Origin of the sequence: Lysinibacillus sp. NPDC096418 (assembly GCF_044762775.1) — a bacterium.
Lineage (GTDB): Bacteria > Bacillota > Bacilli > Bacillales_A > Planococcaceae > Lysinibacillus.
Genome location: NZ_JBIWEY010000008.1, coordinates 17,519 through 38,545, shown reverse-complemented (window position 1 = coordinate 38,545; position 21,027 = coordinate 17,519). Strand labels below are relative to the sequence as shown.

Genomic DNA, 21,027 nt, shown 5'->3' with positions numbered 1-21,027 from the left:
GGGCTACTCGTTCATTTCATTTAAGGTGGAACAGATTATGAAAAAATAAGTATTATAGGTGCGGGCACAATGGGACATTCGATAGCTTTATCAATTGCTTGGGTTAATTATTCTGTGGTTGTATTTGCAATTAGTGATGAAGAAGTGCAAAGTGCAAAAGTTAATGTAGAGGAGAAATTGCAAACACTTATTGAAACACAAGTTATTACAACAGGACAAGCAGTTCAAATAATGAATTGCATGGAATTTACAACTGAACTTGAAGAATGCTTAGCCGATACAGACTATGTCATTGAAGCTGTGCCTGAACAACTAATACTCAAACAAGATATTTTCGCGAAAATCGAACAGCTTATCGCGCCATCTATACCGATTGCAAGTAATACTTCGGGCATACCTAGTAAACAGCTCATTGCTAAGCTAGCACAACCTGAACGCTTTATCATTACACATTTTTGGAATCCTGCTCACTTAATTCCGCTTGTGGAAGTTGTACCGAGTAGCGCGACTAACGATGTGACAATGAATAAAACATTACAATTATTAAAGCATTTACGGAAAAAACCAATCGTTATTAAAAAAGAGCTTCAGGGCTTTATCGGCAATAGGCTACAATTTGCACTTTATCGCGAGGCACAATATTTACTTGATGAGGGGATTGCCTCGAAGGAAGATATCGATACGGCTATTACCCATAGCATCGCTCGCCGTTTACCAATCACAGGTCCTCTAATGTCAGCGGACTTAACAGGTCTAGATGTCGTAAGCTCAATTTGTAGCTATTTATATGAAGATTTATGCAATGAAACATATCTACGGCCAGTAACAAATAAGTTAGTAGACCAGCAGAAGCTAGGTTTAAAAAGTAGTGAAGGATTCTATCAATGGCCAACTGAGAAAGCAAAAGCTATTAATAAACAGCGAGAGCAATTGCTCATAGATTTTTTGAAGAAAGATTTAACTCAGGAGGGAATTACATGAAAGGACGTGTATTATTTATCACGGGTGCAACCGGAGGAATCGGCTTTGAAATTGCGAAGTCATTTCTAGCACAAGGGGCAAAAGTCGTTATCACAGATTTAAATGAAGAAAATATTAAACAAGCTGAAGAACAGTTATCTACAATAGGAGAGGTGGACGGAATTATATGTAATATCGCTGTTGAGGAGGAAGTCAAAAGCGCGATTGATTTCACTGTAAATCGTTTCGGCTCAATAGATTACTTAATCAATAGTGCAGGCCTTCAACATGTTGCTTTTATCGAAGATTTCCCAACCGATAAATTCGAACAAATGATACGGATAATGCTAATAGGTCCCTTTATGACAATGAAATATGCGCTACCTTATATGAAGGAGAACAATTACGGTCGAATCATTAATATTTCATCTATCAACGGTTTAATTGGTTTCGCTGGTAAGTCTGCTTATAACTCTGCCAAACATGGAGTTATAGGTTTAACAAAGGTAGCAGCATTAGAGACGGCTCAATACAATATTACAGCAAATACCATTTGTCCAGGCTATGCTGATACAGCATTAGTACGCGGACAATTTGAAGATTTAGCAAAAACGCGGAATATTACCGTAGACCAGGTGTTGGACGAAGTTCTTTATCCTCTTATTCCTCAAAAACGACTACTTGATGTAAGCGAAATTGCTGGCCTAGCAATTTACTTAGCAAGTGATTTGGCAAAAGGTATGACAGGTCAAGCCGTTACTTTAGATGGGGGCTATACAACACAATAAAGTTATTAGAAGGCCATGAAGTACGTACTTACGTAGACCATGGCTTTCTAATATATTTAGTAAGCGAAATCTCCTGTTTGTAATACAATTAAACCCTTTTTGTAAAGTAGTCGTAAATATATAAAGGGGATCTGTTTAATAGATGTTTTAGACTTGTTGTTCTTTCGTTAACATTTGTACTTAAACGTAGGCTCAGTCTGAATATAGAAAGCATTTCTCACTTGTGCACACCAATTTGCAAATGCGGATCTCCATTCCGGCGTACTAAAGAATTGATCAACAGTTTGCGTTTCTGAATGCCAAACGATAAATAGGTTTAGTGGGGCAATTCCTCCAGCCCAAATTCCATTGTTTGCGTCAGTATCTTCTTCACGGACGAGTAATAGGGGCAGCCCAAATTGGAAAGCCATTGAAGGTTCTACTTGTGAATAAACTGAACCTTCCCAGACCGGAGTAGATGGAGGAAGAGGGCCTTCATTAACAGCAACTTTCTGAATTTTAAACCGGCGGAAGTTTACTGCCAACATGCCATAGCTTGATGAAACTAATCGACGTATATCAGTTAAAATAGATTCGGGATAACTTTCGCTTAATGGTAATGTACGCGGAAAAAGTAAAGCATTTTCAATCTCTAAAATAAGACGGTTTAGAAAGCGTTGTTGGTTATCGTTTAAATGAGTTGTCGTACTTAAGAATATGGGAATGCGATAAGCACGGTCAATACATGCTTGGTGTGCAGGTTCTATTTTTCCTGTATCTTTACGTGAAGGGCTATGTTCATTATTACCCATTTTCTCACCTCCTTTTTATAGTAGTATATGAAAAAGGGAAAAGTGCGTTTGGACAAACAGCTAGATTACATACAGTGTAGAATCAAGGATTTGAAGAAATCTACGGCATTATTAAGTAAAGATTTTTTCAGGACTTAGTGGAGTTCCAGCTAGCTGCCTGTGAGGAAGTATAGGATTGATATAAGGTATACTTTCGGGTAAAGTAGCGATAAGAATAAACCTTGGTAGAATTGTATTGGTTTAACCTAAGGAGAATGCTTTCTTTTCAATTTTTAAAACAAGTAAACGGAATATATAGCCTTAGCGTTTGTGGCTTATAATTGATAATTAGCTAAAATATTGAGGTGAGGGAATTCATGTTCCTAGATAAACTACAGAATCAATTAAATCAAGATCAACTCCAATTTATAGGAGAGGAAACCGCTTTTCGTGCTGCCGTTTTGATTCCTTTAGTAGTAGTGGATGGGGAATGGCATATTCTTTTCGAAGTTCGGTCATTCACAATGCGAAAACAGCCAGGGGATATCAGTTTTCCAGGTGGTCGAATCGACGCAACAGATTCTTCACCTATGGCAGCAGCTGTACGCGAAACATCCGAAGAATTAGGTGTCGATCCAAAAACAATTCATGTTGTGGGGCAATTAAGTCCCTATATTACTTCTTCTTCATTTATTACATACCCATTTGTAGCAACCATTGATTCGGATCAATTCCTACATGCTTACAATAAAGATGAAGTTGAAGAGGTATTTATAGTACCAATCAAGTGGTTATTGAATTATGAGCCTTATAAGCATGAAGTGTCTGTTGAGTTAGTACCTTCACCAGACTTTCCTTTTGATAAAATTGTAAACGGAACACAATATCAATGGAGAACTCGTTCAATGGAAGAATGGTTTTTCGATTATGAGAAATATACAATTTGGGGCTTAACAGCGAGGATTTTAAAACATTTTATAGAGATATTAAAATAGTAGATGCTTTAAAAATTATAAAGGGAGAGCCTATGATGATTACAGACTCTGCTTTTACTAAATTTGTGATTTTTGTAGAATTAATTAGAGTATTTATAAGCGGACTCGCGGAATTATTTTTTTATTACAAGGCTAACTATGTGTTATTTGCTATACTTCTACTAGTATCTAACGCCATCTTTGTACTAGGTCTGTTAGGAGCCATCGAAATTAAGATAGTATTCTATTATACTATCTTAATGTACTTTGCTTATTTTATTTATTCAATAAAATTAGTTTGTGCCGTTTGGTTTGATAAGACCTTATCACTAAAAACTTTACTTACGATTTTCTTGATGTATTTCAGTTATGCTCAACTTTGTGTTTATCTACTAATTAGAAGTTTTATCACGTTGTATAAAGGCAAAAGAATTGGTACTGTTTCATGGGATAAAACCGCAAGAAATAAAGTATAGCATTATAATGGATTCATCATAAAAATGACTGGATTGAATGGGATAAAAAATAGAGACCTACTATAATTTTCTCACAGACTATTAATTTTGAAATACCCCGTAAATGTTAGAAGCAAACTAGCATTAACGGGGTATTTATTTTGTAGGTAATAATAAAAATGAGCTCCGAATAAATGGATTGATTTATTGGAAGCAAAGGTCTGCTACTTTTTCGAAGTATTTAAAATACATCTGAGGATTGTTATAGCTAATTAATGTATCCCTTTCGTCTAAAAGCTATTTAGTACATGAATAAATTCTATAATCTAAAATTCCGGCATATTTTATGTGCATATCATAATGTTTATTCATTATCTCGTGAAATTCAGGTTCAATATACTCTGAGTATTGAAATTCAGGTTGTGAAGAGATTGATTTGTTATTTTGTATACGAATATTATTAAAACCAGCCCGTTTTAATAAATCAACCCAATCTTTTTTCATAAAGCAGGAATCAAAACCATAGAATTGTTTGATTTCCTGCTCACTTTGTTCTTCGAGCTGTTGGTTAATTGTAAACTCAATAGCAATGAATCGACCGCCATTTTTTAGTAAACGGTAGATTTCTTTAAGAGCTCTAGGTTTATTGACAAAAGAAAGAACAGATTCAGATATGATAAAATCAAATTTTTGATCGGGGAACGGGATTTTTTCGATGGAACCTTGTAATATTTTTACAGGTAAACGGTCTTTTTTCATTCTTCTCTTAGCCTTTGCTACCATTATCGAATTAATATCAATACCAGTTACATTTGCTTCGTACTTATTAGCTAAATAGGCAGCAGTTTGGCCTGTACCACATCCTACATCTAAAATGTGAGAAATTTTGCTAACGTTCTCAGCCTTGAATATTTCCTGAGTTAGATTAATCCCTCCAGGATGTGCACCTCCAACGCCAAATTTGGACAAGAAATCTAGATACTTGGAATTCTGTATTAGAAACACCTTCTTTATTCGTCATGTTTCTATAATATGAAATTAAAAATAGTATGGTTCCTACATCAGATAAAGTTGATCTGACAAGAACTTAACAGAAGAAAGGTGGGGGGGAAGTATTGCTTAAAATGTGCTGAAATGGAGAATGAATCACTAGAGTTCAATATTTTCTCGTATGACTTCTACGAAAGTCTAATCCAAAAAAAACTACAGACATATACTAAATAAAAGTTTCTAGATAGGGGGTGAATTGATGCCATATTATCCACCGAATTCAAGAAATAGACCTTTCCCACCAACATATAGTCAAGGTTTCGGCCCTCCTTATCAAGGGATGCAACAGCAACCTTTCTATTATCCTACGCAACAGCCCCCAGCATCTAGATTTGGTAGATTACCAAGTCATTTAAATACCATCATGGGCCATGCAGGAAGGATATCATATGGAGTAAATATGTTGAGGCAAATGGGATCGCTAATAAGTTTCTTTAGATAGTTGATCTGGATGGAAGATGAATAATTGATTGCACATCAATGGAAAAAACGTTGATGTGCTTTTTAGTGTCGGGTATGTTGAATTACATTTGTTCAATAATTATAAAAATGCCAAGAAAAGCGCGCTGATTCTCTCCTAGGTAGATCGAAATACGCATAGTAGGGAGACATAAGCTAAAAACAGGGTTGAGTCTACAAACTTATGTAGATCAAGCCCTGTTTTTTTTATGTTTTAGTTAGTAACCTATTAATTTTATTTTGGATATTTTTCTAAATCTGCACTCGCACGATTGACCATTGCTGCTACTTGCGCTCGTGTTACAAAGTCATTAGGATAAAATCCACCGTCTTCTTTACCTTTAATAATACCCTTACTACTTAGTTTTAAAATTTCTTCATAAGCCCAGTGTTCTTTTTGAACATCGGAAAATGGAGATTTAATCGTAGTATCTAATGGATAATCTAGTATTCTCGCCATTATTGCTGATAGTTGAGCTCTTGTAACTTGAGAATTTGGTTCAAAGATGTTTGGTTTTGTTCCATTCACTATATTATATTTATGTGCTAATTCAATAGCCGTTTTTGCCCAATGGTCGGTAGGAACATCAGTAAAGTAATTTGGAACTGGTTCGTTTTTGTCATTTAAACCAATCGCTTTTGTAAGAATCGATACAGCTTGAGCTCTTGTTAAAAAACTATTTGGGTCAAACATGTACTCATTTTTACCCTTAATCCATCCTTTGTTATAAAGGAACATAATGTCTTCCTCAGCCCAATGATTTTCTGAATCTATAAAATTATGTTTTCCATTCGCCCAAGAAGAATAGAAATTCCATATTTTAGGTTCTTCTTGTGTTAAACTCCAACTACCAGTTCCTCTTATGTTGTATTTTTTTACCAATCGTAATTTGTATTTTAAAGATAGATCATTTTCATACCATAATGTATAATTCCCTGGTGTAAGTTGTTTACCATTAATATACGTAGGTGAATCATTGCTTTTCACTGTAAATTTTGCATAAGGTGATTTTGAAGCATTATCAAAATAGACCTTTCCTTTATACTTACTCACTAAGTTTGATACATTTTTATTTGAAACACCATAACCACCTTGTGATTCGCTATCATTCCAGAATCGACCATAAAACGGAAGACCTAAAACTACTTTTTTCGAATCAACACCTTGTTTAAGTATATATTTAATCGAATTTTCCACAAATGATAAACTTGCAACAGGACCTGCTGGACCACCATTCCAACTTTCATCATACGCCATTATCATTAAGTAATCGGTATAGTTACTTAGTTTTAAAAAGTCATAAGAACCATGCCATCCTGATGTCCATCCATTAGGGTTGGCAGCAACCGCGATTGATAATGTTTTATCTTTAGGCATTTTTTCACGTAATAATCGAATGAAATCTGTAAAGTCTGCTTTATCTGTATGGTTTAAATTCTCAATATCTACATCTAAGCCATCCAAATTGTTTTTTACTACAGCATCTACAAGTTGAGTAGATAGGCTTTCTCTATTTTTCATAGCAATTTGCCCTAATTTTCGATCAAAATGATTAGAAATGAATGGAACGACTTTTAATCCTCTCTTGTGCAATTCTTGTACTAAATTTTTATCAATTATGTTTTTTAAACTGCCGTCTGCGTTTAGTTCAAAGAATAATGGTGTCGCTGTATTTAACGCACCTGAAGCTAAATCTAAATTTTTTAAATAGTTGCTAGAAGAGCTACCATATAAATAACTTAAATGAACGTCATTTACTGATGCATCTGCACTATATGGAGAGGCAAATAACGTAATTAACAGGGAGGGAATTAGTAAACAATTAATCAACTTTCTATACATTACTTTATCCCTACTTTCATTGAAGATTTTGTACGCCTTATTATCTGTCAACTAGGTATAGGATTTCAATTATAAAAATATGGTTTCATTGAGTTATTTAGTAAATTTAAGAGATTAGTTGATTGAAGAATAATCAAAAGCCAGCAAAATAGCTGCTGGCTTTTGATATCGGTGGTATTTAAATGTTTGTCATGATTGTTTTACTTTTACAAACTGTTTTTCAATAATAGAACGGTTCTTCGCTTTGAATGCTTCGTTATGGGAAGAAACTACAGCATTTCGATGTGCTGTTGGTTCTAAGTAAGTTTTAATCGAGTTGACGGCGTTGGCCGCATCTTGGAATGTACCTAGAAGCAGATGGATTTTTCCTTCGAATGTTAAAATGTCACCTGCTGCAAATATTCCAGGCTGCGCAGTTTCACCAGTTGCTTTTCCTTCGAAGTAATAATTATCTTTTTTAGGTATAGCAATAGAAGGTTCAAATGCTAATGAAGCTTCTCGATTATAGCCATGGCTGACAATAATCTCATCGATTTGGCGTGTGTAGCTTTGTTTGGTTAGTGAATTTTCGCAGGTTACTAGTTGAATGGCTGTTTTATCTGTATTGGCAGTTAGCTTCGTAATAGAAGTATTACATTCGATTTTCACACCAGCATCAAGTGCTTCTTGAATCGTTGCCTCATGTGCAGATAGTGTTTCATTTCGATAAACAACTGTAACGCTATGAGCAATTGCTTGTAATTCTACTGCCCAGTCGAGTGCGGCATTGCCACCACCAGAAATGATGATGTCTTTTCCTAAAAAGCGCTGTAAGGATTGCACGGTATAGTGCAAATTCGTCATTTCGTATTTCTCTGCACCTTCTAATGTAAGCTTTTGGGGGTTAATGATACCGCCACCAATCGCTAGTAGTACTGTTTTAGAATAATGTATTTCGCCTAGGTTCGTATGTAAAGCAAAAATATCATTTTTACGTTCGATAAAGTCAACTTTTGTTCCTGTTAAAATCGATGGATCAAACGTTTTCGCTTGGGTGATTAATTGTTTCACAAATTGCTCGCCTAACACTGGGGGATGCCCACCAATATCCCAAATCAACTTTTCAGGATAAAGTAAAACTTTACCTCCAAGCTGTTCCTGACTTTCAATTAGCTTCGTTTTCAAACCTCTTAACCCACTATAAAAAGCGCTGTATAGTCCCGCAGGCCCACCGCCAATGATCGTTACATCATAAATATCATGCATTTTTTTATCCACACCTTTAATAATAATAAAAAACTATTTGACAAATACATAGTTGATAACTAAAATTACGATAGTGATAATGATTATCACTATCGTTTAGTGAGGCAATCATATCATGTAATTATGTAAAAAGAAAGAGAGGATACATTTTGCGTTTACAAATTGAATCGATTCGTGTTGGCTACGAGGGTAAAACCATTGTGCATGATTTATCGCTTCAAATTCCGGACGGTAAAATCACGACCATTATTGGATCGAATGGCTGTGGTAAATCCACACTGTTAAAAGCGATCACGAGAATAATGAAGCACGAGAGCGGACAAGTAATTTTGGATGGTGAAAGTATTTCAGTGATGAAAACGAAAGACTTAGCAAAAGAACTTGCAATTCTGCCACAAAGTCCGGAAAGTGCACATGGTTTAACCGTCGAAGAACTAGTTTCATATGGTCGATTTCCATATCAAAAGGGCTTTGGCAACTTATCTCAAAAAGATAAGGAAGTCATTAACTGGGCTTTGAAAGCAACTAAAACGGATGCATACCGTACACAAACGGTCGATGCATTATCTGGTGGGCAACGTCAGCGTGTATGGATAGCGATGGCGCTTGCACAGGAAACCGACATTATTTTTTTAGATGAGCCAACAACCTATTTAGATATGGCCCATCAATTGGAAGTTTTAGAATTACTGCGTGAGCTTAATGAAGAAGAGGGACGCACGATTGTTATGGTGCTTCATGATTTAAACCAAGCAGCACGTTTTTCAGATTACATTGTGGCACTCTCACAAGGAAAGCTTGTGAAATTTGGAACAGCAGAAGAAGTCGTTGTACCAGAAGTGTTACAGGAAGTCTTTCATATTGATGCAGTAATCGGCAAAGATCCACGGACAAATAAGCCGATGTGCATTACATATAACTTATTACAAACCGTTTAAAGGGGATATTCAAAATGAAAAAATGGTTATTACCAATGTTTATGATGGTCGTATTAGTGCTAGCAGCATGCGGCATTAGCGAAGAAAGCTCAGAAAAAACAGACAAGGGTGCTGAAAAAGACTCGTCAGCAGAAACGATTACGTATCAATCTGAAACAGGCCCTATTGAAGTGCCAGCAAATCCAGAACGTGTTGTTGTATTATCGTCATATGCAGGCGATTTAATGGAGCTTGGTGTCAATTTAGTAGGGGTAGATTCTTGGTCTGCTATGAATCCAAACTTTGCAGAAGGCATTAAAGATGCTGAAATTGTTGAGAATACAGATATCGAAAAAATCTTAGAACTAGAGCCTGATTTAATCATTGGTTTAAACAATATTGAAAATGCTGACAAACTAGCAGAAATCGCACCAACAGTTTTATTTACTTACGGTAAAAATGACTACTTACAACAACATATCGAGATCGGTAAAGTTGTGAATAAAGAAGCGGAAGCAACTGCATGGGTAGAAGATTTCAAAGTTCGTGCAGCAGATGTAGGTACAAAAATTAAAGGAAAAATTGGTGAAGATGCAACAGTTACGGTTGTAGAAAACTATGAAAAACAATTCTACTTATTCGGCGATAACTGGGGACGTGGAACAGAAATCTTATATCAAGCAATGGGCTTAAAGATGCCTAAGAAGGTAGAAGAAGTTGCTTTAGAGCCTGGTTACTTTGCAATCTCTCAAGAGGTTTTAGGTGATTATACAGGTGACTATGTAATTTTAAGTTTAACAAAAGATCAAGATACTGCATTTTTAAATGCTGATTGGTATAACGAAATCGAAGCGGTGAAAAATGGTCATTTATTCGAAGCAGATGCAAAAGCATTCTATTTCAATGACGCGAAAACACTTGAATATCAACTAGATTTCTTTGAAGAAAAGTTCTTAAAATAATTTCAGTAGAGAGTAGCGAAGGTAATGATTAAGTTTCGATATTTTCCGTTTTGGCTTAAGGTGTTGCTTGGTTTCATTTTATTAGTTTGTACTGCTTGTATATCGCTATATTTTGGAGCAGCGAATACGACTTTAAAAGATGTTTACGAAGCAATTCTTGGACAAAGTGGCGGAAAGCATTATTCAATTTTACGCGAAATTCGATTCCCACGTATCATTGCGGCAATCTTTGTTGGTAGTGCATTAGCAGTTGCGGGGGCGATTATGCAGGGAGTCACAAGAAATCCATTGGCTGATCCGGGGCTTCTAGGGCTTACCGCAGGTGCCAATGCAGCACTTGCCCTGACGATGGCTTTTGTATCTAATACATCATATTTTATGCTTATTTTTGCATGCTTTATTGGTGCTGGAGTAGGGATGATCATTGTCTATGGTATAGGCGCATCTACTAAAAACGGCTTTTCTCCGTTAAAACTTGTTTTAGCCGGTGCAGCCGTTTCTGCTCTATTACAAGCTATTGCAGATGGTACAGGTATTTTATTTAACATCTCAAAAGATGTAAGTATGTGGACAAGTGGCGGCTTAATCGGGACTACTTGGCAGGCACTTATTATTGTGCCGTTTATCGTATTTGGGTTAGTAGTAGCATTTATTTTTAGCAGGCAGCTAACGATTTTAAGTTTAAACGAAGAAGTAGCTGTCGGTTTAGGACAAAAAACGACGATAATTAAAGTCGTGATGATGACGGTAGTCGTTGTATTAGCAGGTGCTGCTGTTGCACTTGTTGGAAATCTAGCATTTGTTGGTTTAATGGTACCGCATATTGTACGCGCCTTTGTTGGAACGGATTATCGATTTGTATTGCCGATGAGTGCATTAGTTGGTGGTTGGTTTATGCTGACAGCTGATTTTGTAGGTCGTATGATCAATGCACCGTTTGAAACGCCGGTGGTGGCAATTATTTCGATTATTGGCCTTCCATTCTTCTTACTTCTTGTACGTAAGGGAGGTCGTCAATTTGCTTAAAGCGGGGCGGAAAAAACAACGGACATGGCTTCTAGTTTGGATATTGTTGACGATAGCCATTTTCATATTGGGTATTTCGATGGGTGCTGCTTCGGTATCTATCAATCGTATAGTTCCGATACTATTCGGAGATGGTAGTTTTAAAGAATCTTTCGTATTGTTTTCGGTACGTTTACCTAGATTATTTGTATTGGCTGCAGCAGGGATGGCATTAGCGTTAGCAGGTGCTGTGCTACAAGGCGTGACAAGAAATGATTTAGCCGATCCTGGAATTATTGGGATTAACGCTGGTGCAGGAGTCGGTATTACATTGTTATATTTGTTTGTAGATGGGGATCTACCGCATTTTGCATATGTTCTACCGGTTGTCGGATTTATCAGTGCGATATTAACGGCATTATGTATTTATTTCTTTTCGTATAAGAAAGGTCAAGGTGTACAACCTGTGCAGTTGATCTTGGTTGGTGTTGGGGTTGCTTCTGCATTGTCAGGTGTAATGATGATGCTGATATCTTCTGCTGAGCGAAGTGACGTTCAGTTTATCGCTCAGTGGCTTGCAGGTAGTGTTTGGGGCACTGATTGGCCATTTTTATGGGCGCTGTTGCCATGGTTGATTGTGTGTATACCTTATATTTTCTATAAGGCAAATGTCTTGAATGTCCTAGCCATGACCGAGCAAACAGCGATTGGTTTAGGGATTAATATTCAGAGGGAGCGCCTGCAATTATTGATCGTAGCTGTTGCACTTGCCGCAGCTGCAGTATCGGTGACAGGTGGAATTGCCTTTATCGGCTTAATGGCACCGCATATTGCCAAGCAGCTTGTTGGGCCACGCTATCAATTCTTTTTACCATTAACATTATGTATCGGGGCGAGTTTATTGATGTTCGCTGATACGATAGGACGAGTGGCGATATCCACGGCTACAGTGCCAGCTGGGGTTGTGGTCGCATTTATTGGCGCACCGTACTTTTTATACTTACTACGCAAAAACGACTGAATGGATTTTTCCGTTCAGTCGTTTTTTAGGTGGGGAGACGGTTAGAATCCGAAAAGAGACGGATAGCGGTGAGGAAAATACAATAGTTTGCAGAAATCGATTCATTTTATCGGACTATAGAGCTAGTAATATTGAAAGAGAAATTAATTTGAGATAAGTGGATTTCAAGTTTCTGCGAAGAGCGTTTTCGTATCATTTTCTTGCTTATAATAAAATCAAAAAGGGGGCTGAGACGATGATTGTATTAGCACGTCAAAAATCAGAAACGCAAAAACGTTAGAGGCACTACTTCGGCGATTGCCAGCTTCGCATAATGAGTACGGCTATTTTCAGGAATGGCATCGGCGACTAAGTGCAGGATTTGCTGGTGAGCAAAGGGTTGATCGTGAATGGCTTGAAATCGATTTGCCGCAACCACATTATATTTTGCATGATGTACAGGTCACGAACCACTTCGGCACAACACATCAAATAGATACCATTTTTGTTTGGCCATTTTTTGTCCTTGTTTTAGAAATCAAAAATATTGTCGGTCATTTGGAATACGATGCCACTTTCCATCAATTTAATAGAACAACTGTGGAGGGGAATGTTGAAGGAATGACCGATCCGATTAATCAGGTGAAGCGACATGTAGAGTGGCTGAAGCGATTGCTCAAACAATTACAAATAGAGATACCTGTAAAATATGCAGTCATATTTGCGACGAAAAATGCTATACTTTCGCAAAGTTTAAGGGATCAGCCTGTGTTCCATGTATTCGGTTTACGCTACCAAATGAGGACATGGTTTCAGCATTACAGTATGGTAAGGGCCAGTGGCGAGGTGCTTCATCAATTTGTGGAGAAATTACTCACTTTGCATAAGCCAATGAAAAGAGATTTTGCATTTCCATTACAAGACATCAAGACAGGAGTATTGTGCCGCTCTTGTGCCTATACGCAAAAAATGCAGTATCACCATAAGAAGTGGCATTGTTTGCACTGTGGGATGGAAGACGACAAGGCAATACTTCTAGCACTGGAGGATTATCGATTATTACTAGGTAAAATGATAACGAATAAAAGTTTCTGTATATTTTTTGATATTCGCTCACCGAATATAGCGTATAAAATATTGAAACAGCTTCCGCTACAGGCTACTGGCACAAAAAGACACCGGAAGTATTGGATTACTTGAAAAGGGGCTAGCAGGATAGAACGGTGAAAGTGACGGATAGAATCACAAAAGTGGTGGATAGAACTGTCGAAGTGACGGATAGAAGCGGCAAACTGACGGATTGGGCCCCTAGACAATAAGCAAAAACAGGAATATAGTTACCTTGGCTAACTAATTTCGGAAGGGATGATTTTTTGACGATTGAACAGGATTTTTTTAATGAGTACCGTTTGATGTACCGTCCGTTTACGAATCAAATCAATTTACAGTTAGAGAAATATCAGTTGTATAGCTCACAGTGGGGGCTCCTAAGACTATTAATGGATAAGGGTCCACATTCGCTTGTAGGAATTGCGAACTATATGTACATAGAAAAGCCGAGTGTGACAAGGCTTGTGCAAAAGTTGATAGAACTCGGTTATGTTGAAACAGTGGCGGGCAAGGATAAGCGAGAAAAGTTAGTGCAGTTAACGGAGCACGGTGAAAACATTGTCCATGAGATTCAGGCATACTTAAAGCCATTTTTAGAGGACTCATTAGCAGGTGTATCAGAACAGGATATTGAAATTGCTACTCAGGTGATAGCAAAAATCCGTGCGAATATTAAGAAGTAGGTGAAAGACGAAATGAAAGAAACCAAACAGAAATTATGGACCAAAGATTTTTTAATCATATCGCTAATTAATTTTACGATTACATTGATTTTCTTTTTATTAATGGTGACAATTGCCGGTTATGCGGTCGATGAATTTGGGGCTTCGACGAGTACAGCTGGGTTGGTGTCAAGTATTTTTATTATCGGAACGCTATTTGGCCGTCTTGGTGGAGGCCGTGTGATAGGAGAGTGGGGAAGTAAAAAAACTTTATTTTATGGACTATTATTATTTGCTATTTCGACGATGTTGTATTTTGCGGCAGTCAATTTACCGTTATTGATGGTTAATCGTTTATTACAAGGAACTGCATTGGGGTTGGCAAGTACAGCGACAGGCACAATAATTGCGCAGATTTTGCCGCCGGAGCGTCGTGGTGAGGGGATTGGCTATTATAGTTTGAGTGCGATTTTGGCGACGGCGATTGGACCATTTGTTGGGATTCTATTGACGCAAACCTTTACTGATTTTCGCATGATTTTTGCAGTAGATTCCGCGCTGGCTATAATTTGTTTTATGTTGTATTTTATCGTGTCAGTGCCTGATGCGCCGAAGAGGGCTAAAGTCAAAACAGGGTTTAAGCTATCGAATTTCATTGAAATGCGCGCTGTGCCGATTTCACTTGTGGCGTTAGTGATTGGCTTTGCTTATTCTGGGGTTATGTCTTTTATGACGTTTTATGCAAAAGAACTAGACTTAGTTACTGCAGGTAGCTATTTCTTTATCGTATATGCCATTGTGGTGTTAATGTCACGCCCGTTTACCGGGAAGCTTCTGGATGCAAGAGGAGCTAACATAGTGGTCTATCCTTGTCTTGTAATCTTTACAATCGGCATGTATGCCTTTAGTTCTGCAACGACTAGCTTCATTTTTTTAGTGTCAGCTGCATGCATTGGAATTGGCTACGGTAATTTCAACTCGGTCGCTCAGGCAATAGCCATTAAAGTGACACCAAATGAGCGATTAGGACTTGCGACATCTACTTATTTTATTTTGTACGATTTGGGACTCGGTGTCGGGCCATTTTTCTTAGGTTTTTTTGTACCGATAATGGGATACAGTGGGATTTTCTTCGCAATGGTTTTCGTAATAATACTTTCAATCGTGCTATATTATTTCTTATATGGAAAACAAGAAAATTCGAAACAAGCAATAATATCGTAGATTATAATCATTATATTGTGGAAAAAGCGTCGATTCTGCTAGTTGAAAATAACTTTCAACTGCAAAATGACGTTTTTTTCTATAAATAAAAATACATCTTGCAATCGGGTTTGATAATCATTATCATTCACAATATATACTAATTCGAAAGTAGGAACATAGAATGAAACATAAATCATTACTAACAGTTTTGGTGGCAGGTGGAATTTTAATGGCGGGCTGTGGTGACACAGAGGAAGCAGATAAAGGTACGGCTCCTGCAACAGAACAAGAGGCATCGGCAACTGAAGAAGTGGATTTAACTGCTGAATTAACAGCTTATAAAGAATTTGCTTTAGAGCAAATGGATCAATTCCTAAATGAAACAGAAAACTTTGTCAACCTTTTCAAAGCGGGGGATATTGAAGGTGCAAAGGCTGTTTATGCTCCAGCGCGTATGTATTTTGAACGTTCTGAGCCAATCGCAGAAAGTTTCGGTGATCTTGACCCTCGTATTGACGGACGTTTAGCGGATATTCAAGAAGAAGGAAAAGGCGAGGAAGAGTGGACGGGCTATCACAAACTTGAATATGCACTTTGGGAAGAAAATAAAACTGCTGGCTACGAAGCAATTGCTGACCAACTATTAGCTGATGCAAAAGAATTACATGCACTTGTGCAAACAGTGGAAGTTACACCAGACCTAATGATTACGGGTGCTGTAGATTTATTAAACGAAGTATCAACATCAAAAATTACGGGTGAGGAAGAAATCTACTCACATACTGACCTTTATGATTTCAAAGCGAATATTGAAGGTGCCGAAAAAATCTTTGAAATCCTTCGTGCAAAATTAGAAGCAAAAGATAAAGAATTAGTTGCTACATTGGATGAAAAATTCAAAGCAGTCGATGATTTACTAGCGCAACACGCAACAGCTAACGGTGGCTACATTTCCTATGAAGAGTTAACAGAAGAGCATACAAAAGCATTATCAGCTGCAGTCAACCAACTTGGTGAGCCATTAAGTCAAATGGGAATTATTTTGGAGTGATAAATAATGACAACGTCAAATGATGAAAAATGGATCAATAAAAAAATTTCTCGTCGTGACATGTTGAAACTTACAGGCATCGGGGCAGCTGGTGTTGCCATCGGTGCATCTGGTTTCGGTGGTGTCATGAAAGTAATGGGCTACGATGTATTCGAGCCGGTTGCAGATAGTAAAACGGCAATCAATAAAGTAGATTTTTATGGTCAATATCAATCTGGCATTATCACACCAGTCCAAACGCATATTTACTTTGCCTCTTTAAATGTCTTAGTGACGTCAAAGAAGGAATTACAAGAGTTGTTCAAAAAATGGACACCTCTTGTTGTGCGTTTAATGAATGGTGAATTGATGGTAGATTTAACGACAAATACGAGAGTGCCACCAGGTGATACAGGTGAAGCCGAGGGTTTGAATGCTTCCAATCTTTCAATTACAGTCGGTGTTGGTCCATCACTTTTCGATAAGTTAGGTATAGCAAACTTGAAACCAGCCGAGCTTGCAGATTTACCACACTTTCCAAAAGATCAACTGCAAGAAGAGTTTACAGGTGGCGACATTTGCATTCAAGCATGTGCAGATGATCCACAAGTGGCATTTCATGCAGTACGTAATTTAGTGCGTGCTGCTTCAGGTAAGGTGGAAATTAAATGGTCGCAAGCTGGCTTTAACTCGTTCCCTGCGGCGGGTGGGACACCACGTAATTTGTTTGCATTTAAGGACGGCACAGTGAATCCTGCAATAACTGATAAAAAAGATTTACAAGAGGTCGTGTGGGTAGATAAAGGCTGGTTAAAGGGTGGCTCTTATTTAGTCGCACGTAAAATTCAAATGCACCTAGAAACCTGGGATCGGACGTCACTAAAAGATCAGGAAGCTACGTTTGGTCGTTATCGTGATAGCGGCGCGGCATTCGGCAAATCGAAGGAATTCGATGATTTTGACGTTGATGCAAAAGATGAAAAAGGGGCATATATAATGCCGGATACGTCACATGTGCACTTAGCGCGAAAATCTAATGCGCGTATGCTTCGTCGCTCGTATTCTTATGCTTCAGGTGTGATGACCAATACTGGTGCACATGATGCAGGGTTATTGTTTATATCCTTCCAAAAAGACCCGGCTCAATTTACAGCTGTGCAAAACAGTTTAGGTCGTATGGATAAAATGAATGAATATATTACCCATCGAGGCAGTGCAGTGTTTGCTTGCTTCCCTGGCGTACAAAAGGGGAGTTATATAGGTGAAGCACTTTTTAACGCGCTTTAGTTTATTCGCATGTTTACTATTTGCACTGGCAGTTGTGCCAGTGCAAGCAGCGCAGTCCTACAGTCATTTATACATATCTATTAGTGACGCACTCATGAACACCAAGAAGGACAAAGTAGCCGATGCTGAGCAATCACTGGAGCAGTTTGCGACTGATTGGGCTTTAGTAACATCTGAGGAAACGAAAGCGAAAGAAAAAGTTGATGAAGTTTTAGCGCAAGCGGTGGATGCAATATCTAAGGAAGAGCGTTTAGCGGCGTTGTCGGCATTATCCAATGCACTCCGTTCTTTAGAAAACCTTGAAAACCCAGTAGATGAAGCGGCACAACGAGCAGAATTTGGTGCGAAATTTAAGCCCGTGATGAGTGAATTCGAGAAAGCATTAGCAACTGGTGAAGTAGTAGCAATCGATGAAGCATATAAAGAGTTTAATATTAAATGGAATAAACTCGAACGTCCTGTACGAGAGCAAAGTATTCCAATGTACGGACAAATAGAAACTCAAATGGCTTTCCTACGCATTTCAATTTCAGCAGAGAAGCCAGATTTGGCGTTAATGCAAACACAGTATGATGAGTTAAAGCAAACGATTGAGGATTTTGTTGCTGGCGATGAAACAGCAGAAGTCATAGAGGGTGAGTTTTCTTTAGCGACATTAGTAGCTTATATTGATGAAGCAAATGATCACATTGATGCAGGCGACTACAAGGCAGCATCTGATAAGATCCGTGAATTTATCAGGATATGGCCGAGCGTTGAACTTGAAATATCGACGCGTAATAGTAGACTTTATACGAAAATTGAAAGTGATATGCCTATCCTAGTGAGTGAGTTATTAAAGTCAAATGTTGACGCAAAAGGCATTAAAGAAAAGTTGAATACTTTCCGCACAGAAATTGAATTAATTCAAGGTGATACTGATTATACGTTTTGGGACTCAGCGCTTATCTTACTACGCGAGGGCTTAGAGGCACTACTAATTATTTTGGCGTTAGTGTCATTTTTAGAGATGGCAGGACAAAAGCAAATGCGCAAATGGATTTATGTCGGTGCAGCTTTCGGAATTTTATTGTCAGCGATAGCAGCAGTGCTAATGGCGACGATTTTCAATTCTGCTACTATTGATACGAACCGTGAAGTGATGGAAGGCTACGTTGGTCTACTTGCCGCCGCGATGATGATAGGAGTTGGTATTTGGCTTCATAGTAAATCGAGTGTGGCAAGCTGGAATCGTTATATTTCAAAACGAATGGGATCGGCGATTTCAAGTGGTTCAGTCATAGCAATGGCATCAGTCAGCTTCTTATCCGTTTTCCGTGAAGGAGCAGAAACACTAGTGTTCTACGCAGGCATTGCACCGAAAATGGAAATATCCCAATTCGTGCTAGGCATTGTCGTGGCACTAGTGCTGTTAGCCATCTTTGCAATTGTCCTATTTAAGGCAAGTGGCAAAATACCGATTCATAAGTTTTTCGCTGTAGCAACGATTTTAATTTATGTGTTGGCTTTCAAAATAATTGGCGTGAGTTTGCATACATTGCAGCTAACGGACAAAATTTCTACAACGATTGTGGACGGCTTGCCCGTCATTAGCTTAATTGGTTTCTATCCAACAGTGGAAACGATTATTGGACAAGCTATTTTACTAGTCCTTGTAGCGGTTACTATCTTCTATAAGAAAAAACAAGAGAAATAATACTGAGGCTGTGGCATATTGCTGCAGCCTTTTCGTGTTATGTAACCTGAGCGATAAGTATTGTAAAACAGATCGCTCCTATGAATATTAAATATAACAATATATACCTTTTTATGTCACGGTGTGATATAGTCAAGATACGACATAGTCACAGTGCGACATATGGAGGTGGATGAGTGGAAAAATTATTAAAAAAATATGTACCGATGACAGAGACTGCTTTTTACATTTTGCTCTCATTAACAGAGCCGAGGCATGGTTACGGCATTATTAAGCGCGTTGAGGAATTGACCGATGGACGCTTGAAACTTGGATCAGGCACTATTTATGGTACCCTCACTAAAATGCAAAAAGATGAAATGATTTCGATATTTGCCGATGAACGAAGAAAAACAATCTATGAGGTAACGGGCATTGGCAAGAAAGTCATGCAGGCAGAAATGGTTCGTTTGAAAGAATTGCATGAACATGTACTACGTTTTGAGGGGGAGTTCTTATGAAAAAATTGAGACTTTTTTGGAGTTATCAATTAGTTAAAACAGAGGAATGGCTTTCGCAAATGGCAAGAGAGGGATATCATCTCAATGGTTTTAATCACTTAACACGAGTGTTTTCGTTTATCGAAGGACCGTGTGAAAATGTGACATATGCTATACAAATAGAGAAGGTAGAACCGTCGAGTGGGCTTATAAACAGTGGATGGCACATAGTTGCATCTTCGGCAAAGTGGCAAGTGTTGAAAAATGAGGAGTCTACAATTTCCGCATTTCCTTCTCGTGATGAAATTGTAAAGAGAACGAGATTGCATGCTTATTTATTTTTACTAATTACATTTTTATATCTCTCCTTACAAATGCCTGTAATCATCATTTTGGGATTAGCTTCTAGTGTTGTAAGTGACCAGTTTGTAATAGCACCTCTTTTAATGCCAATCTTCATATCTCTAGTGCTTATCGCACTTACACTATTTGTTTTTCGTGCATATCGGAAGTTTGAAAAACAAGAAATGGATTTGGAAGTTGTACGAATTAGCATGGGCCGTAAAATACGGAAAATTCGTCTTGGATGGATGTATACACCACTACAAACGAAGGAATGGCTTGAGAAACTTGCGAGGCAAGGACTAGAGCTTGAATCAATCTATGGTGCTTTTTTTACTTTCCGAGAGACAGGGGCCAAAAATATTATTTATGAAGTAAGCTTTGAACCGAGCGTAAATACTACTTTTTTTACAATTCATAAAGAAATGGGTTGGCAATTGAAGTATGCGTCTAATATTACGTGGCTTAATTACTCCATTTGGGCAATACCTTATGATGACTTTGAGGAAGTACCAGCTTTTACGTATGATCCAAAAGAAAAAAAGCGTAATGTTAAAAAGGCATTTATGATGAATGCTGGATTGGGTACTCTTGTGTTGCTTGTATGTTGTCAATCATTTTTTATTAATATAAATGTTATGCTTGATCCTTTTTTTGAATGGTCATTTATGGGGATATTACGCAGCCTACTCATAGTAGTAATTATTATGTGGATTATATTATACTTCAAAATTATTGCAGGTTTTAGAAGAGAAATGAAAATGTTAAAAGCTTCTCAAGGGTGAGA

General features: G+C 37.8%; 20 protein-coding genes. 16 read left to right on the top strand and 4 right to left on the bottom strand.

Going from position 1 to position 21,027, the window contains the following annotated elements; all coding sequences use genetic code 11:
- Window positions 1-45: 45 nt before the first annotated feature.
- Window positions 46-981 (top strand): 3-hydroxyacyl-CoA dehydrogenase family protein, encoded by a 936-nt coding sequence (locus ACIQZG_RS09140; RefSeq protein ID WP_402754974.1) that lies wholly within the window; start codon window positions 46-48, stop codon window positions 979-981.
- The gene (locus ACIQZG_RS09135; protein ID WP_402754868.1) at window positions 978-1,748 is read left to right on the top strand and encodes a 3-hydroxybutyrate dehydrogenase; all 771 of its coding nucleotides are present in this window, start codon (window positions 978-980) and stop codon (window positions 1,746-1,748) included. The genes ACIQZG_RS09140 and ACIQZG_RS09135 overlap by 4 nt, the downstream gene beginning before the upstream one ends.
- A 167-nt stretch (window positions 1,749-1,915) precedes the next feature.
- Here the strand turns inward: ACIQZG_RS09135 and ACIQZG_RS09130 are convergent, their stop codons facing one another.
- Complete coding sequence (locus ACIQZG_RS09130; RefSeq protein WP_402754867.1) at window positions 1,916-2,539, bottom strand: hypothetical protein; 624 nt, start codon at window positions 2,537-2,539, stop codon at window positions 1,916-1,918.
- Between the two features lie 356 nt (window positions 2,540-2,895).
- On the opposite strand from ACIQZG_RS09130, the gene ACIQZG_RS09125 reads away from it, so the two are divergent.
- Together ACIQZG_RS09125 and ACIQZG_RS09120 are read left to right on the top strand one after the other, a co-directional pair.
- On the top strand, window positions 2,896-3,513 hold the full coding sequence (locus tag ACIQZG_RS09125; protein WP_402754866.1) for an NUDIX hydrolase: 618 nt from the start codon (window positions 2,896-2,898) through the stop codon (window positions 3,511-3,513).
- A 35-nt stretch (window positions 3,514-3,548) separates the two neighbouring features.
- Window positions 3,549-3,968 carry a hypothetical protein gene (locus tag ACIQZG_RS09120; RefSeq protein WP_402754865.1) on the top strand — a complete coding sequence of 140 codons (420 nt, stop codon included), beginning with the start codon at window positions 3,549-3,551 and terminating at the stop codon, window positions 3,966-3,968.
- Window positions 3,969-4,244: 276 nt separating this feature from the next.
- Here the strand turns inward: ACIQZG_RS09120 and ACIQZG_RS09115 are convergent, their stop codons facing one another.
- The 3 genes from ACIQZG_RS09115 to ACIQZG_RS09105 all read right to left on the bottom strand — a co-directional run bounded on the left by ACIQZG_RS09115 (window position 4,245) and on the right by ACIQZG_RS09105 (window position 8,544).
- Window positions 4,245-4,916 (bottom strand): class I SAM-dependent methyltransferase, encoded by a 672-nt coding sequence (locus tag ACIQZG_RS09115; RefSeq protein WP_402754864.1) that lies wholly within the window; start codon window positions 4,914-4,916, stop codon window positions 4,245-4,247.
- A gap of 775 nt (window positions 4,917-5,691) precedes the next feature.
- Window positions 5,692-7,350 (bottom strand): glycosyl hydrolase family 18 protein, encoded by a 1,659-nt coding sequence (locus ACIQZG_RS09110; protein WP_402754863.1) that lies wholly within the window; start codon window positions 7,348-7,350, stop codon window positions 5,692-5,694.
- A 138-nt stretch (window positions 7,351-7,488) separates the two neighbouring features.
- Window positions 7,489-8,544: an NAD(P)/FAD-dependent oxidoreductase gene (locus ACIQZG_RS09105; RefSeq protein WP_402754862.1), complete on the bottom strand. Its 1,056-nt coding sequence runs from the start codon at window positions 8,542-8,544 to the stop codon at window positions 7,489-7,491.
- A gap of 146 nt (window positions 8,545-8,690) precedes the next feature.
- Here ACIQZG_RS09105 and ACIQZG_RS09100 point away from each other — a divergent pair, with 146 nt between their 5' ends.
- From ACIQZG_RS09100 to ACIQZG_RS09045, 12 genes are all read left to right on the top strand, one after another.
- Complete coding sequence (locus ACIQZG_RS09100) at window positions 8,691-9,482, top strand: ABC transporter ATP-binding protein (protein ID WP_402754973.1); 792 nt, start codon at window positions 8,691-8,693, stop codon at window positions 9,480-9,482.
- 14 nt (window positions 9,483-9,496) lie between these two features.
- A complete protein-coding gene (locus tag ACIQZG_RS09095) occupies window positions 9,497-10,423 on the top strand; it encodes an iron-hydroxamate ABC transporter substrate-binding protein (protein WP_402754861.1) in 927 nt (308 codons plus the stop codon).
- A 24-nt stretch (window positions 10,424-10,447) separates the two neighbouring features.
- Complete coding sequence (locus ACIQZG_RS09090) at window positions 10,448-11,449, top strand: FecCD family ABC transporter permease (RefSeq protein ID WP_402754860.1); 1,002 nt, start codon at window positions 10,448-10,450, stop codon at window positions 11,447-11,449.
- Window positions 11,442-12,449 (top strand): FecCD family ABC transporter permease, encoded by a 1,008-nt coding sequence (locus ACIQZG_RS09085; RefSeq protein WP_402754859.1) that lies wholly within the window; start codon window positions 11,442-11,444, stop codon window positions 12,447-12,449. Before ACIQZG_RS09090 ends, ACIQZG_RS09085 begins: the two co-directional genes overlap by 8 nt.
- Window positions 12,450-12,746: 297 nt before the next feature.
- Window positions 12,747-13,628, top strand: a complete 882-nt coding sequence (locus ACIQZG_RS09080; protein WP_402754858.1) for a nuclease-related domain-containing protein — start codon at window positions 12,747-12,749, stop codon at window positions 13,626-13,628.
- Window positions 13,629-13,801: 173 nt separating this feature from the next.
- Window positions 13,802-14,221 carry a MarR family winged helix-turn-helix transcriptional regulator gene (locus ACIQZG_RS09075; protein ID WP_402754857.1) on the top strand — a complete coding sequence of 140 codons (420 nt, stop codon included), beginning with the start codon at window positions 13,802-13,804 and terminating at the stop codon, window positions 14,219-14,221.
- Between the two features lie 12 nt (window positions 14,222-14,233).
- On the top strand, window positions 14,234-15,424 hold the full coding sequence (locus ACIQZG_RS09070; protein WP_402754856.1) for an MFS transporter: 1,191 nt from the start codon (window positions 14,234-14,236) through the stop codon (window positions 15,422-15,424).
- A gap of 163 nt (window positions 15,425-15,587) precedes the next feature.
- Window positions 15,588-16,457, top strand: a complete 870-nt coding sequence (gene efeO / locus ACIQZG_RS09065) for an iron uptake system protein EfeO (protein ID WP_402754855.1) — start codon at window positions 15,588-15,590, stop codon at window positions 16,455-16,457.
- 6 nt (window positions 16,458-16,463) lie between these two features.
- On the top strand, window positions 16,464-17,723 hold the full coding sequence (gene efeB, locus ACIQZG_RS09060; RefSeq protein ID WP_402754854.1) for an iron uptake transporter deferrochelatase/peroxidase subunit: 1,260 nt from the start codon (window positions 16,464-16,466) through the stop codon (window positions 17,721-17,723).
- Window positions 17,698-19,419: an FTR1 family iron permease gene (locus ACIQZG_RS09055; protein WP_402754853.1), complete on the top strand. Its 1,722-nt coding sequence runs from the start codon at window positions 17,698-17,700 to the stop codon at window positions 19,417-19,419. The genes efeB and ACIQZG_RS09055 overlap by 26 nt, the downstream gene beginning before the upstream one ends.
- Before the next feature lie 206 nt (window positions 19,420-19,625).
- The gene (locus ACIQZG_RS09050) at window positions 19,626-19,919 is read left to right on the top strand and encodes a PadR family transcriptional regulator (protein ID WP_402754972.1); all 294 of its coding nucleotides are present in this window, start codon (window positions 19,626-19,628) and stop codon (window positions 19,917-19,919) included.
- Window positions 19,916-21,025 carry a DUF2812 domain-containing protein gene (locus ACIQZG_RS09045; protein ID WP_402754852.1) on the top strand — a complete coding sequence of 370 codons (1,110 nt, stop codon included), beginning with the start codon at window positions 19,916-19,918 and terminating at the stop codon, window positions 21,023-21,025. Before ACIQZG_RS09050 ends, ACIQZG_RS09045 begins: the two co-directional genes overlap by 4 nt.
- Window positions 21,026-21,027 lie beyond the last annotated feature (2 nt).

Coding starts and splice junctions, on each gene's coding strand:
- ACIQZG_RS09120 (WP_402754865.1), top strand. CDS start 3,549: ATGATTACAGACTCTGCTTTTACTAAATTTGTGATTTTTGTAGAATTA.
- ACIQZG_RS09125 (WP_402754866.1), top strand. CDS start 2,896: ATGTTCCTAGATAAACTACAGAATCAATTAAATCAAGATCAACTCCAA.
- ACIQZG_RS09045 (WP_402754852.1), top strand. CDS start 19,916: ATGAAAAAATTGAGACTTTTTTGGAGTTATCAATTAGTTAAAACAGAG.
- ACIQZG_RS09135 (WP_402754868.1), top strand. CDS start 978: ATGAAAGGACGTGTATTATTTATCACGGGTGCAACCGGAGGAATCGGC.
- ACIQZG_RS09090 (WP_402754860.1), top strand. CDS start 10,448: ATGATTAAGTTTCGATATTTTCCGTTTTGGCTTAAGGTGTTGCTTGGT.
- ACIQZG_RS09070 (WP_402754856.1), top strand. CDS start 14,234: ATGAAAGAAACCAAACAGAAATTATGGACCAAAGATTTTTTAATCATA.
- ACIQZG_RS09095 (WP_402754861.1), top strand. CDS start 9,497: ATGAAAAAATGGTTATTACCAATGTTTATGATGGTCGTATTAGTGCTA.
- ACIQZG_RS09130 (WP_402754867.1), bottom strand. CDS start 2,539: ATGGGTAATAATGAACATAGCCCTTCACGTAAAGATACAGGAAAAATA.
- efeO (WP_402754855.1), top strand. CDS start 15,588: ATGAAACATAAATCATTACTAACAGTTTTGGTGGCAGGTGGAATTTTA.
- efeB (WP_402754854.1), top strand. CDS start 16,464: ATGACAACGTCAAATGATGAAAAATGGATCAATAAAAAAATTTCTCGT.
- ACIQZG_RS09050 (WP_402754972.1), top strand. CDS start 19,626: ATGACAGAGACTGCTTTTTACATTTTGCTCTCATTAACAGAGCCGAGG.
- ACIQZG_RS09105 (WP_402754862.1), bottom strand. CDS start 8,544: ATGCATGATATTTATGATGTAACGATCATTGGCGGTGGGCCTGCGGGA.